This window comes from Streptomyces cynarae (assembly GCF_025642135.1).
Classification (GTDB): Bacteria; Actinomycetota; Actinomycetes; order Streptomycetales; family Streptomycetaceae; genus Streptomyces; species Streptomyces cynarae.
In genome coordinates, this window is the sequence record NZ_CP106793.1 from 2,280,659 (window position 1) to 2,294,298 (window position 13,640).

Sequence of the window (13,640 nt, forward strand, 5' to 3'; positions counted from 1 at the left end):
GGGTAGGGGCGGCGGGGGCGAAAACCCTCTCGCCGCGCCCCCTACTTCACCGAGCCCGCCATCACCCCCTGCACGAAGTGCCGCTGGAACGCGAAGAACACGACCACCGGCACGATCAGTGACAGGAACGCCCCCGGCGCCAGTACATCGATGTTGCTGCCGAACTGCCGTATCTGGGACTGGAGTGCGACCGTCAGCGGTTGTGAGGAGCTGTCCGCGAACAGCAGCGCCACCAGCATGTCGTTCCACACCCACAGGAACTGGAAGATGGCGAGGCTCGCGATCGCGGGCCGCCCCACCGGCAGGACCAGCCGGGTGAAGATCCGCCACTCACTCCCCCCGTCCATCCGCGCCGCCTCCAGCATCTCCTTCGGCATCTCCGCGAAGTAGTTCCGCAGCAGGAACACCGCGAACGGCAGCCCGTACGCCACGTGGAAGAGGACGACGCCGGGGATCGTCCCGAACAGGCCCAGCGCGCCGAAGAGCTTCGCCACCGGCAGCAGACCGATCTGCACCGGCACCACCAGCAGCGCCACCACCAGCAGGAACAGCGGCTCCCGCCCGGGGAAGTCCAGCCACGCGAAGGCGTACCCGGCGAGCGCCGCCAGCACGACCACCAGCACCGTCGCCGGCACCGAGATCAGCACGGTGTTCCAGAAGGCCTGCGTGATCCCGGCGTTCTTCAGCAGCGCCGAGTAGTTGTCGAAGGACAGCTGTCCGGGGCTGACCAGCGCTGTCCACCAGCCGCCCTTCGCGGTGTCCTGCGACGAGCGCAGCGACGACACGAACAGCCCCGCCAGCGGGGTCAGCCAGATCAGGCCGACCACCACCAGGAAGGCCTGCACCAGCCCGTTGCCCAGCCCCCGCCTCACCGCGTTCATCGCTGACTCCTTCGGAAACGCCGGACGTTGAAGACCATCGCGGGGATCACCAGCAGCAGGAGCAGCACACCCAGCGCACTGCCGAGGCCCTGGTTGTTGCCGCCGCCGAACGACACCAGCCACATCTGGGTGGCGAGTACGGTCGCGTCCTCCTGCACCGGCCCGGGCGCGATGATGTAGACGAGGTCGAACACCTTCATCACGTTGATGACGAGGGTCACGAAGACCACGGTCAGCACCGGTGCCAGCAGCGGCACCGTGATCCGCCGGAAGATCTGCCACTCGTTCGCCCCGTCCATCCGCGCCGCCTCCAGCGCGTCCCGCGGGAGCGTCGACAGCCCGGCGCCGATCAGCACCATCGCGAAGCCGGTCCAGATCCACAGGTACGCCCCGATGATCGCCGGCGTGACCAGCGTCGGCCCGAGCCAGGACACCCCCTGGTACGGCGCCGCGAAGTTCGAGGCCGGCAGCTTCACCGTGTACGAGCCGGACTTCAGCCCCTGGAAGCGGAAGGAGCCGTCGGCCGCCGTCGTCGTACCGGCCACCGTCCGCCCGTCGCGCACGGCCTCGACCTTCATCCCCGGCAGCCCGCTCTCCCGCGGGTCCACCTTCCCCTGCTTCCCGCCGCCACCGGGCGTGAAGTCCAGGTAGACGACCCCGCGCAGTTCGTCCGATGCGGCCTTCTTCCCGGCCGCCGCGTACGCGGGCGAGGCATCCTTCGGCAGGTCCTTGGGCAGCACGCCGACCATCGGAAGCGTCACCGAGTCGCCCGGTGAGGCGCCCGCACTCGTCGCGTACGACCCGTCACGGCCCTGCGTCAGGCCCTGCCCCTCGCGCGCCCGCGCCGTCGGATACGACGACGCGCCCTTGAACGCGTCGTGGATCGAGACCGCGGCCGCGTTCAGCACCCCCTTGTTGGGGTCCTCGTCGTAGGCGAGCCGGAAGATGATGCCGGCGGCGAGGAAGGACACCGCCATCGGCATGAACAGCAGCAGCTTGAACGCCGTCGCCCAGCGGACCTTCTCCACCAGCACGGCCAGGATCAGGCCGAGCCCCGTCAGCAGCGCCGGAGCCACGACCACCCAGATCGTCGTGTTCCGGATGGCCTTCAGCGTCGCCGGGTCGCGAAACATCTCGGCGTAGTTGTCCCCGCCCACGAACCGGGTGCCGGAGGCGTCGAAAAAGCTGCGGCCGATCGAGAACAGCACGGGGTAGACGACGAGCGCACCGAGCAGCAGCAGCGCGGGGAACACGAACAGCAGGGCGATGATCCGCCCCCGCCGCCGGGTGCGGCGCCTCACGGCGGCACCGGCGGCGGTCGGCGGGCTCGCCTCATTCACGAGCGTGGCGGTCATGGCCGGTCAGCCCTGGTACGCCTTGGCCGCCGCGTCCTCCAGCTGGGCCGCGGTCGCCTTGGGGTTCGACGGGTCGCGCAGGAAGTCCTGCAGCAGCTTCCACTCGCCGGCGCCCTTCGTGCCGCCGAAGGCCGCCGGCGCCTGGTCGGACATGTCGAAGCGGACCGAATCGCCCGCCGCGATCAGGGACTTGGCCGTCGCCCGCGTCACGTCGTCGCCGTAGGTGGAGAGGTCGAGCTTCTTGTTCGGGGACAGGAAGCCGCCCGCCTTCGCCCACACGGCCGCGGCCTCGGGGGTCGCCAGGTACTCCAGCAGCTTCATGCCGGCCTTGGCGTTCTTGCCGTCCTTGAGGACGACCGCCGCGTCACCGCCGCTGACGACCGGTGCCGTACCGCCGTCGACCGGCGGGAAGGGGAAGAAGTCCGCGTCCTTGCCGATGGCCTTTCCGAACTGGTCGTGCGCGACCCCGGCCACGAAGTCGCCCTCGTAGACCATGCCCGCCTGGGGCTTGGGCCCGAACACCTTCTCCACGGAGCCCGGGAAGTCGGTGTTCAGGGCTTCCTGCTGCCCGCCGGCGATCAGCTGCTTGTCCTTGAACAGCTTGCCCAGCGTGGTGAGCGCCTCGACCACGCTCGGGTCGGTCCACTTGATCTTGTGCGCGGCGAGCGCGTCGTACTTCTCGGGACCGGCCTGGGAGAGGTAGATGTTCTCGAACCAGTCGGTGAGGGTCCAGCCGTCCTCCCCCGCGACCGCGAAGGCGGCGAGGCCCGAGTCGGAGATGGTGTGCCCGGCCTTGAGCATCTCGTCGTACGTCTTCGGCGGCTTGACCCCGGCCTGGTTGAGCGCGTCGGGGCTGTACCAGACGGTCGACTTGTGGGCTGCCTTGAAGTACAGGCCGTACAGGGTGCCGTCGACGCTGCCGTACTTCTTCCACACCGGTGCGTAGTTGCTGTCGACCGACTTCTCGGTGGTCGCGGACAGCTGCTGGAGCCAGCCCTTCTTGGCGAACTGCTGGAGCACGCCGACCTGCGGGACCATCACGACGTCGGGCGCGTTGCCGCCCTCGATCTTGCTGCCGACGACGGTGGAGACGTTGTCGCCGGTGGAGATGAACTGGGTCTTGGCGCCGGTCTTCTCGCTGAACGCGTCCAGGACCTTCTGGAAGTTCTTCTGCTCGCTGCCGGTCCAGACGCCGGCCACGGTGACCGTCTGGCCGCTGAGGGCCTTGTCACCGCCGCCCGCGGTGACGGGGCCGCCGCCGCAGGCGGTCGCGCCGAGTGCGAGGGCGAGGGCGGTGCAGCCGGTGAGCAGGGTGGTACGTCGTCGCATCATCGTTGATGTCCCTTCGGGGATGGGGGAATGGACGGGATCAGAGGTCGGTGCCGTCGCTGATCCACCAGGCGGCCGTCGAGCCGGGGAGCACCCCGGGCGGGCAGGGGCCGCTGGCCAGCAGGGGGGTGCCGGAGACCGGCGCGGGCGTGGGGGCGGTACCGAAGTTGACGGCGCAGACCAGGTCGTCGCCGCGTACGAAGGCGAGGACGCCGGGCGGGGTGTCCAGCCAGCGCATCGTGCCCTCGCCCAACTGCGGGAGTGAGGAGCGTAGTTGGAGGCCGTCGCGGTAGAGGTGCCAGAAGGAGCGGGTGTCGGCGAGGGCGCGGTCGGTGGCGTGCTCGGCGAACCACTCCGGTTGCGGCAGCCAGGGCCTGGCCCCCTCGGCGCCGGAGGTGAAGCCGAACGGGGATGCCTGCCCGGACCAGGGCAGCGGCACCCGGCAGCCGTCGCGGATCCGGGCGCGGCTCCCGGTGCGGCGGAAGATCGGGTCGGTGAGCACGTCGTCGGGCAGGTCGACGACCTCGGGCAGGCCGAGCTCCTCGCCCTGGTAGATGTACGCGGCTCCGGGCAGCGCCAGCATCAGCAGCGCGGCGGCGCGGGCGCGGGCGGCGCCGAGGCCGCTGCCCTGAGGGGTGGGTTCTCCGTAGCGGGTGACGGTGCGGACCTGGTCGTGGTTGTTGAGGACCCAGGTGACCGTGGAGCCCGTGCCGGCGATGTCCTGCATGGCCTCGGAGATCACCTTGCGGAAGGCGTCGGGGTCCCAGGGGGCGCTGAGCAGGTCGAAGAAGAAGGCCTGGTGCAGCTCGTCCTGGCGGACGTACTTCGCGTGCTCGCGGGCCGTCGGTACCGAGACCTCGCCGACCAGGAGGCGCTCGCGGCCGTCGAGTGCCGTGTACTCCTCGCACACCGATCGCCAGTGGCGCCACACGTCGTGCACCTCGGGCTGGTTCCAGGCCAGCGGGTTGACCGAGTCGCGGGTGCGGGCGTCGGCCTCCGGGTCCGGGGAGTCGGGCAGCTCCGGGTGCTTGAACAGGCCGGCGGCGACGTCGATGCGGAAGCCGTCGACGCCCCGGTCCAGCCAGAAGCGCAGCACCCGGTCGAACTCGGCGGGGACCTCGGGGTTGCGCCAGTTCCAGTCGGGCTGCTCGGGCGTGAACATGTGCAGGTACCACTGGCCGGGGCGGCCGTCCGCCTCCGTGACGCGGGTCCAGGCCGGGCCGCCGAACATGGCGTGCCAGTTGTTGGGCGGCTCGGAGCCGTCGGGCCCGCGGCCGTCGGCGAAGTGGAAGCGGGCGCGGGCCGGGCTGCCGGGTGGCGAGGCGAGGGCCTGGCGGAACCACGGGTGCTCGCTGGAGCAGTGGTTGGGGACGACGTCCAGGAGCACCTTGATGCCGAGCCGCCGGGCGGCCGCCGTGAGCAGGTCGAACTCGGCGAGGTCGCCGAAGAGCGGGTCGACGTCGCAGTAGTCGGAGACGTCGTAGCCGTGGTCGTGCTGCGGGGAGGGGTAGAAGGGGCTCAGCCAGATCCCGTCGACGCCGAGCTTCTTCAGGTACGGCAGGCCGGCCCTGACGCCGGCCAGATCGCCGATGCCGTCGCCGGTGCTGTCCAGGAAGCTGCGGACGTACACCTGGTAGATCACTGCGTCGCGCCACCAGCGACGGGTGTCGATGTGCTTGGGACTCACCCCGTTGACCTGTCTGTGCGTGCTAACGGTTATGCATGCATGTTAAGTAGCCGTTTCAGGAGGGTGTCAACGAACAATGCAGAAGCTACCGAGGAGTTGGGGTGTCAAATCCGGACTTATCGGTGCGCCTAGCGGTCAGATGAGATGTCCGCGTTACCTAACAAGTAACTAGCGATGTGAGATGGCGGCCAGCTCGTGCGCCAGGCGTCGCACTGCCGACTCGGGCGTCTCCTGCCCCGTCAGCGCGTCGTGCACCACCGCCTGCACCGCCAGGCTGACCTGGTCGTAGCGCGGGCTCTTGGGGCGCGGTGCGGCCGCGAGCACGGCGGCGCGCAGGGTCGGCAGATAAGGGAACTGCCGTACGAGTTCGGGGTCGTCGTAGAGCGCGGCGCGCACGGGTGGCAGCGCGCCACGGGTGAGGACCTGGCGTTGGACGCCCTCACTGGTGAGGTACGCGATCAGACGCGCGGCCGACTCGGGGTGGCGCGCATGGGTGTTGACGGCCAGGTTGGAGCCGCCGAGAACACTCGTCCCCGGCCCGTCGGGCCCAGGCAGCGGGACGGCGCCGATCCTCCCGGCCACCTTCGAGCCCGGGGCGGAGGCCGCGACGTACGCGTACGGCCAGTTGCGCAGGAAGAGCAGCCGGCCGTCCTGGAAGGCCTGCTTGGACTCCTCCTCCTTGTACGTCAGCGCCTGCTTGGGGATCCAGCCCTCGCGGACGCCACGAGCCAGGAACCCGATGCCCTGGCGGGCCGCGTCGGAATTGACGGTGACGCGGGCCCCCTCGTCGCCGAGGATGGTGCCGCCCGCCGAGTACACGGCCTCGGCCGCGTTGACGGTGAGGCCCTCGTAGGGCAGGAACTGGCCCGCATAGCCGCCGAGCCCGTACTTGGGCGCGATGGTCTTCGCGTCGTGCTCCAGTTCGGCCCAGGTGCGCGGCGGCGGCACGCCCTCCTTGGCGAGGATGTCCTTGCGATACAGAAGAAGCCCGGCATTCGTGACATACGGGACGGCGTACAGCTGTCCGTCGTAGGTGGCCGTGTCGACGACCGGTGGCAGGAAGGTCCTCAGCGGGAACCGGTCGCGCGACAGCGGACGGATCCAGCCGGCCGCAGCGAACTCGGAAGTCCAGGCGACGTCGATGTTCAGGACGTCGAACCGGCTGCGGTCGCCGCCGCGCAGGTCGGTGGTCATCTGCGCATGCGTCTCGTCGGCGGAGTCCGGCAACTCGACGAGGGTGACCTTCTCGCCGGGATGGGTGCGGTTCCAGCCCTGAAGGAGCGGGCCGAGGTAGCCGGTGAGATCTCCCGCGGTGGCCAGGGTGAGCGGGCCACGGCCCCCGGCACTCCCCTCGTCGGCGCGGGCGCCCGAGGCCACGTAACCGGTCATGACCACGGCGAGGACGAGGAGGCACCTACCGGCGGCGCGTATCCACCGCATAGGTTCCTCCCTGTACACATGCACACGGCTCCGGGCACCCTCGCCCAGGAGTCAGAGGCCATGTATACCTGTTAGGTATGGGCGATACTAGGGTCTGGAGCACATTGTGAGCAGACAGGAGGACAGCACGAGTGCGCCTGCCCCTCCTGGCACTCCTCGCACGCGGCCCCGCCCACGGCTACGAGCTCAAGCAGGACCTTGAGCAAGTGCTGGGCTCCGCGTACCCTCAGCCGAACGTCGGCCAGATCTACGTGACCCTCGGCCGCCTCGAGAAGTCGGGACTGATCGAGGGCGAGGACGTCGAGCAGTCCAGCCGGCCCAACAAAAAGGTCTACCACCTCACAGACGCCGGGCGAGAGGCGCTGCACGCCTGGTTCGAGGAGACCGAGGACGAGCCGCGGGTACGGGACGAGTTCTTCATGAAGCTGGCCCTCGCCCCGCGGACCGGTCTCGCCGACCAGATCGCCCTGATCAACAAGCAGCGGCGCCAGTACCTCAACACCATGCGCGACCTGTCGAGACTGGCCGCCGCCGAAGACCGCGACAACCGTATCGCCCATCTGCTGATCGAGGGCGCGATGCTGCACCTGCAGGCCGACCTCGACTGGCTGGAGCGGTGCCAGGAGGAACTGGAGGAGCTGGAATGAGCGAGCGCCCCAGTCCTCTGCTGCGCGCCGAGGGCCTGGTCAAGACCCACCACGGCGAGGGAGCCCCGGCGCACGCCGTGCGCGGGGTCGACCTCAGCCTGTCGCACGGCGAGTTCGTGGCGGTCACCGGCCCGTCCGGCGCCGGGAAGTCGACGCTGCTGCACCTGCTCGGCGGGTTGCAGCGACCCGACGCCGGCAGCATCTGGCTGGACGGCGAGCGCACCGACTCCTACAGCGAGGCCCGTTGGGCCGTGGAACGCAGGAAGCGCATCGGGATCGTCTTCCAGTTCTTCAACCTGGTCTCCGACCTGTCGGTCGCGGACAACGTGGAGCTGCCCGCCCTGCTCGCCGGTCGGCCGCCGAAGCAGGCGCGAGCCGAGCGGGAGGCGCTGCTGGCCGAGCTGGGCCTGACCGGCAAGGAGCGCAGCATGCCGGGCGAGCTGTCCGGCGGCGAGCAGCAGCGGGTCGCGCTCGCCCGCGCCCTGGTCAACCATCCGCCCCTGCTGCTCGCCGACGAGCCCGCGGGCAGTCTCGACAGCAAGGGCACCCGCGAGGTGATGCGGCTGCTGTCCCGCTTCCACCAGCGCGGGCAGAGCATCGTACTCGTCACCCATGACGCCCGGCTGGCGAGCGCCGCCGACCGCGTCATCAGCTTCTTCGACGGGCGGATCGTCGACGACGCGGAGCTGGACGCCGCACCGCCGCGCCGGGCCGGGACCTCCGGTGTGTCCGGCGTGCTGGAGTTGAAGGACTGAGTGCGGTGTACGACCACCTGACCTGCTCGGGCGCCGTCCCAGGGCACAGGGGCTGAGGCCCGTGCGAGCCACCCTGCGCTGGGCGCACTCCGATCTGCGCACACACCGCGGTGAGGCACTGTTCATGGTGCTCGCCACCGCCGGCATCGTCGCCTCCCTGCTGCTGGCCACGGCCCTGTTCGGGTACGCCACCAACCCCTGGCAGCGCGTCTTCACGCAGGCGCGCGGCGCGCACGTGTGGATCCACACCGCCCGCTCCGCCGACGCGGCCACCCTCGCCCATCTGGACGGCGTCGAATCCGTCGCCGGGCCCTACCCGACCGAGTCCGCGACCCTCCTCTCCCGTGGCACCCGCGCCTCCGTCGAACTGCGTGCCACCCCCGGGCGGCCCTCCGTCGGCCGGCCGCTGCTCACCTCGGGTCACTGGCTGGATCCCGCTGACCCGGGCGGCGTGGTGCTGGAGAGCCGGCTCGCCCGGGCGTTGCTGGCCGAGCCGGGGGACACCCTGACGGTGGCCGGTACGGCCCGGACACTGACCGTGGTGGGCATCGCGGACAGCGCCGAACCCCGCTACCGCCCCGGTGAACAGCCCGGACTCGTCTGGGCCCTGCCGTCCGCCGTGCGCGATGCCGGCGGAGAGGTGACCGGGCTGCGCCTGTCCGACCCCGACGACACGGACTACGCCGTCCAGCGCGCCGTCACGGTGCTGGGAGCCGGCGCGGTCACCGAGGTCTCGACCTGGCAGCAGGCGCGCGCCGAGGCGCAGGGCGACAACCGGCTGCTGGGGCAGGTCCTCGGCCTGTTCGGTCTGGGTGCACTGGTGGCCGCCGGGTTCGCCGTGCACGGGGCGATCGGCACCCGGGTGCGGGGGCATCTGCGGGACATCTCGGTGCTGAAGGCGATCGGTTTCACACCCGGCCAGGTCGTCCGCGTCTTCCTGCTCCAGCACGTGGCCTACGCCCTGCTCGGCGCGGTGGCCGCGGCCGCGCTCACCCAGGGGCTGGGCCGCCGGATCCCGGGGCGCTTCGGGGACGCGGTCGGCGTGTGGCAGGGGCTGCCGGGACACACTGTGGTGCTGTTCGCCGTCCCGGCCGGAGCGGTGCTGTTCATCGCCGCCACCACCGGGCTCGCGGCCTGGCGGGCGGGACGGGTGCCTCCGGTGCCGGTGCCACGGCCCGCGGCCCCGGCCGGCGGACGTCTGACGGCCCTGGCGCGCGGCGCCCTCGGTCTGCGGCTGCCGCCCGCGCTGGTCCTGGGCTGGCACCGGGCGTTCGCACGCCGTCCCCGGTCGTTGGCCACGGTCGCCCGGCTCGCCCTGCCGCTGCTGCTGATCGTGGTGGCGATGAGCGCGTGGACCACCATCGACCGCTTCCATTCGAGGCCCGACGAGGTCGGCCTCGCCGCCGCCCTCACCGTGCGCCCCGACAGCGGTCTCGGCGAGGCGGCCACGCGCGCCCTGCTGGAACACGAGCGGCACATCGCCGACGCCTACCCGGGCGTCGAGGTGGCCGCCCTGGTGCCGGGCCAGACGGCCACCATCGCCCTGCGGGGCCTGGGCACCCGCCAGAACCCCTACCCCTACGCCCTCGCCGAGGGCCGTCCCGCGCGGGGCCCCGACGAGGCCGTGGCCGGGCAGGGGCTGCTCGACCTGCTGGACGTGCGGGTCGGCGACTGGGTCCGGATGACGGTGGGCGACCAGCCGCAGATCCTGCACATAGTGGGCCGCAGCATCGAACCGGAGAACGCCGGCCGGGTCATCTCCACCTCGCTCGACACCCTCCGCGAGAACGACCCGGGCCTGCGTCCGACCCTCTACGAGCTCCGGCTGCGCCCGGGCGCCGATCCGCACCAGGTCGCCGGCGACCTGGCCAGGGCCGCCCACGGGCACCTGGACGTGCACCCGGTGGTGAACCCCGCGGACGGTCTCTCCCCGCTGCGCGGAGTCGTCGCCGGACTGATCGCCGTGCTCGCGCTCATCGGGATCGTCGAACTGCTGACCGCGATCGGCGGCACCGTCCGCGAGGGCGAACGGGACCTCCTGGCGCTCAAGGCGATCGGCCTGTCCCCACGGCAGATCACCGCGATCACGGTCACGGCCACCGCCTGCACAGCTCTGGCCGCGGTGGTCGTCGGTACGGCGCTGGGTCTGCCCCTCGCCCACTGGCTGATCGACGCCCAGGGCCGCTCCAGCGGCATCGGCGCCGGGCTGGCCCGGGGCCCCTCCCCCGTCCTCCTGCTGCTGTTCGGGGCCGCGGCCATGGCGGGAGCCGCCGCGCTCGCCGCCCTGCCCGCGGCCCGCGCGGCCCGCCGCCGGCTCGCGGACACCTTGAGCGCGGTGGCCTGAGCACGACGGCCTGAGCGGGGAGTCGGGGGCCGGTAGCCAGGGGGCAGCGGGAGCGGACGGACGTGCCGCCCGCCCCCTTGCCGTCGCTCTAACGACCGCGCCATTCCCGGTACTTGGCGACCAGGGCCTTGCTGGACTCGTCCAGGCCCGGTACTTCGGCGCCCTCGGTCAGCGCGGGCTCGACGCGCTTGGCGAGCACCTTGCCGAGTTCGACACCCCACTGGTCGAAGGAGTCGATGTTCCAGATCGCGCCCTGGACGAACACCTTGTGCTCGTAGAGGGCGATGAGCTGGCCGAGGACCGACGGGGTCAGCTCCTTGGCGAGGATGGTGGTGGTCGGGTGGTTGCCCTTGAACGTCTTGTGGGGCACCAGCTCCTCCGGCACACCCTCCGCGCGCACCTCGTCCGGGGTCTTGCCGAAGGCCAGTGCCTGGGTCTGGGCGAAGAAGTTCGCCATCAACAGGTCGTGCTGGGCCTTCAACTCGTCGGCGAGCTCGGCGACCGGCTCGGCGAAGCCGATGAAGTCGGCCGGGATCAGCTTGGTGCCCTGGTGGATGAGCTGGTAGTAGGCGTGCTGCCCGTTGGTGCCCGGGGTGCCCCAGACGACGGGGCCGGTCTGCCATTCGACCTCGCGCCCGTCCCGGGCGACGTACTTGCCGTTGGACTCCATGTCCAGCTGCTGGAGGTACGCGGTGAACTTGGACAGGTAGTGGGAGTAGGGCAGCACGGCGTGCGACTGGGCGTCGTGGAAGTTGCCGTACCAGATGCCGAGCAGCCCGAGCAGCAGCGGCACGTTGGACTCGGCGGGCGCGGTCCTGAAGTGCTCGTCGACGGTGCGGAAGCCGTCGAGCATCTCGCGGAAGCGGTCCGGGCCGATGGCGACCATCAGGGACAGGCCGATCGCCGAGTCGTAGGAGTAGCGGCCGCCGACCCAGTCCCAGAACTCGAACATGTTGGCCGGGTCGATGCCGAAGTCCTCGACCTTCTCGGCGTTCGTCGACAGCGCCACGAAGTGCTTGGCGACCGCCTCCTGGCCGGCCTTCAGCTCGCCCAGCAGCCACTTGCGGGCCGAGGTCGCGTTGGTGATCGTCTCGATCGTGGTGAAGGTCTTGGAGGCGATGATGAACAGCGTCTCCGCCGCGTCCAGGTCGCGGGTGGCCTCGTGCAGGTCGGCGCCGTCCACGTTGGACACGAAGCGGACCGTCAGGCCGCGGTCGGTGTAGGCGTGCAGCGCCTCGTACGCCATCGCGGGGCCCAGGTCGGAACCGCCGATGCCGATGTTGACGACGTTCTTGATGCGCTTGCCGGTGTGACCGGTCCACTCGCCGGAGCGAACCCGGTTCGCGAAGTCGGTCATCTTGTCGAGCACCGCGTGCACCTTGGGCACCACGTTCTCGCCGTCGACCTCGATCACCGCGTCCCGGGGCGCGCGCAGGGCGGTGTGCAGGACCGCGCGCTTCTCAGTGGTGTTGATCTTCTCGCCGCGGAACATGGCGTCCCTGAGACCGAAGACGTCCCGCGCGGCGGCCAGTTCGCGCAGCAGCCGCAGCGTCTCGTCGGTGACCAGGTGCTTGGAGTAGTCGACGTGCAGATCGCCGACCTGGAGCGCGTACCCGCTGCCGCGGCCCGGGTCCGCCGCGAACAACTCGCGCAGCCGCACCTCGCCGAGCTCCTCGCGGTGCTTGGCCAGAGCGGTCCACTCGGGCGTCTGGTTGAGCCTGGTACGGCTGTCTGCGTTCATCTGAGAGTTCAGCCTTCTTCCTTGCCTGTGCTGCTGCGTAGCTCGCTCCGCTGCCGGTCCCAACCTAATTGATCCCGGTGCGGCCTGACCTCTTGTCACGCCGTCCTGCGGGGCAACAACAGGTACGTCCGCCTTGCGCGCGTGTGTCAACGAGGTGACAGCGAGCGCGAAGAGCGCGGCGGTGAGCAGCGCCGGCCCGTTCAGGCCGTATGTCCGTGCCACGGCTCCGCCGAGCAGGGCGCCGAGCGGGGCGCCCGACGTGGAGGCGGTGCGGAAGGCGGCGGCGATACGGCCCACCATGGCCTCGGGGCTACGGTGCTGCATCAGGGTGACCTGGTTGACGTTCCACACCATGCCCATGGCGCCGAACAGCAGCATGCCCGCGAGCAGCGCTCCTGTGTGGCGGACGGTCCCGATGAGCAGCAGGGACGCCGTCTGGACGCAGCCGGCGACGAGCAGGGCGCGCAGGCGTCCGGTGCGGTGCGCGATCCGCTGGGCGGCGAATCCACCGATGAGGCTGCCTGCCGAGTACGCCGTCATCGCGGCCGCGTATCCGGCGTCGCCCGCGTGCAGCCAGCGCGTCACGTGCAGCACCAGCGTGGCGATCAAGGCGCCCATGCCGATGTTGCACAGCAGCGTGGCCAGGCAGGCCGCGCGCAGCACCCGGTCCTGCCACAGGGCGCGCAGCCCGTCGCCGATCTCGACACGCAGGGTGCTGCTGGACGGGCGCGGCTCCCGATCGGCCGGCTTCGTCGGCAGGGAGGCGACGAGGCCGGCGGCCAGCAGGAAGGTGCCCGCGTCGGCCGCGAAGGGCATGAACGCTCCGGCCGCCAGGAGCAGCGGCACGAACGGGCCCGCCAGCAGACCGCCCGCGAGCTGCTGTCCGGTCATGAGCCGGGCATTGGCGCTGCCCAGGGCCTCGCGGTCGACCAGGGAGGGCAGCAGGGCCGTGGAGGCGTTGTCGAAGAGGGTCTGGAGGGTGGTGAGCGTGAAGGCGAGGAGCAGGAGCAGCGGGATCGAGGCGTACCCGAGCCCCACGGCGAGCGCGAAGGCCGCGACGAGCAGTCCGCGCACGGTGTCCACGGCCCACATCGCCCGCCGCTGGTCCAACCGGTCGGCCACGGCCCCGCCGAGCAGGCCGAACAGCAGCCAGGGGACATAGCCGCAGGCGGTGACCGAGGCGACGACGAGCGGTTCGTCCGTGAGCCGCACGGCGAGCAGGGGCAGCGCGGCCGTCCGTAGCGCGTCCCCGAACCGGGAGACCACGGCAGCGGTCCACAGCCGCCCGAATCCTCCACGCCACGCGGGCCGCCGTAGGGTGCCCGCCACCTCGACCGTTGCCATCGTCCCCCCTCACGATTCGCCGATGCACAAACCGTAGAGGGCACCACTGACAATCGGGCTGAGCTGCGGAAACAGGCCGCTGGGGACTCTTTGGAGCGCACCTGGGCGCGAGGCTGC

At 71.1% G+C, this 13,640-nt stretch carries 9 protein-coding genes and 1 pseudogene; 3 read left to right on the top strand and 7 right to left on the bottom strand.

Annotated elements, in window-relative coordinates; all coding sequences use genetic code 11:
* Nucleotides 1–41: 41 nt before the first annotated feature.
* The 5 genes from N8I84_RS10755 to N8I84_RS10775 all read right to left on the bottom strand — a co-directional run bounded on the left by N8I84_RS10755 (nucleotide 42) and on the right by N8I84_RS10775 (nucleotide 6,692).
* Entirely contained in the window at nucleotides 42–881 is an 840-nt protein-coding gene (locus N8I84_RS10755; RefSeq protein WP_263229310.1) for a carbohydrate ABC transporter permease, read from the bottom strand.
* On the bottom strand, nucleotides 878–2,236 hold the full coding sequence (locus N8I84_RS10760) for an ABC transporter permease (protein ID WP_263229311.1): 1,359 nt from the start codon (nucleotides 2,234–2,236) through the stop codon (nucleotides 878–880). The genes N8I84_RS10755 and N8I84_RS10760 overlap by 4 nt, the downstream gene beginning before the upstream one ends.
* A 6-nt stretch (nucleotides 2,237–2,242) precedes the next feature.
* Nucleotides 2,243–3,568 carry an ABC transporter substrate-binding protein gene (locus N8I84_RS10765; RefSeq protein WP_263229312.1) on the bottom strand — a complete coding sequence of 442 codons (1,326 nt, stop codon included), beginning with the start codon at nucleotides 3,566–3,568 and terminating at the stop codon, nucleotides 2,243–2,245.
* Between the two features lie 37 nt (nucleotides 3,569–3,605).
* Nucleotides 3,606–5,252, bottom strand: a complete 1,647-nt coding sequence (locus N8I84_RS10770) for a glycoside hydrolase family 13 protein (RefSeq protein WP_263229313.1) — start codon at nucleotides 5,250–5,252, stop codon at nucleotides 3,606–3,608.
* A 168-nt stretch (nucleotides 5,253–5,420) separates the two neighbouring features.
* Complete coding sequence (locus tag N8I84_RS10775; protein WP_263229314.1) at nucleotides 5,421–6,692, bottom strand: ABC transporter substrate-binding protein; 1,272 nt, start codon at nucleotides 6,690–6,692, stop codon at nucleotides 5,421–5,423.
* Nucleotides 6,693–6,823: 131 nt separating this feature from the next.
* Between N8I84_RS10775 and N8I84_RS10780 the strand changes: the two genes are divergently transcribed.
* The 3 genes from N8I84_RS10780 to N8I84_RS10790 all read left to right on the top strand — a co-directional run bounded on the left by N8I84_RS10780 (nucleotide 6,824) and on the right by N8I84_RS10790 (nucleotide 10,438).
* Nucleotides 6,824–7,339: a PadR family transcriptional regulator gene (locus N8I84_RS10780; RefSeq protein ID WP_263229315.1), complete on the top strand. Its 516-nt coding sequence runs from the start codon at nucleotides 6,824–6,826 to the stop codon at nucleotides 7,337–7,339.
* Nucleotides 7,336–8,094 (top strand): ABC transporter ATP-binding protein, encoded by a 759-nt coding sequence (locus tag N8I84_RS10785; protein ID WP_263229316.1) that lies wholly within the window; start codon nucleotides 7,336–7,338, stop codon nucleotides 8,092–8,094. The genes N8I84_RS10780 and N8I84_RS10785 overlap by 4 nt, the downstream gene beginning before the upstream one ends.
* Nucleotides 8,095–8,155: 61 nt before the next feature.
* Nucleotides 8,156–10,438: an ABC transporter permease gene (locus N8I84_RS10790; protein ID WP_263229317.1), complete on the top strand. Its 2,283-nt coding sequence runs from the start codon at nucleotides 8,156–8,158 to the stop codon at nucleotides 10,436–10,438.
* Nucleotides 10,439–10,526: 88 nt separating this feature from the next.
* On the opposite strand, the gene pgi is transcribed toward N8I84_RS10790, so the two are convergent.
* Together pgi and N8I84_RS10800 are read right to left on the bottom strand one after the other, a co-directional pair.
* Nucleotides 10,527–12,179, bottom strand: a complete 1,653-nt coding sequence (gene pgi, locus N8I84_RS10795) for a glucose-6-phosphate isomerase (RefSeq protein ID WP_263234731.1) — start codon at nucleotides 12,177–12,179, stop codon at nucleotides 10,527–10,529.
* A gap of 138 nt (nucleotides 12,180–12,317) precedes the next feature.
* A pseudogene (locus N8I84_RS10800) lies at nucleotides 12,318–13,523 on the bottom strand (MFS transporter); the annotation flags it as partial.
* Nucleotides 13,524–13,640 lie beyond the last annotated feature (117 nt).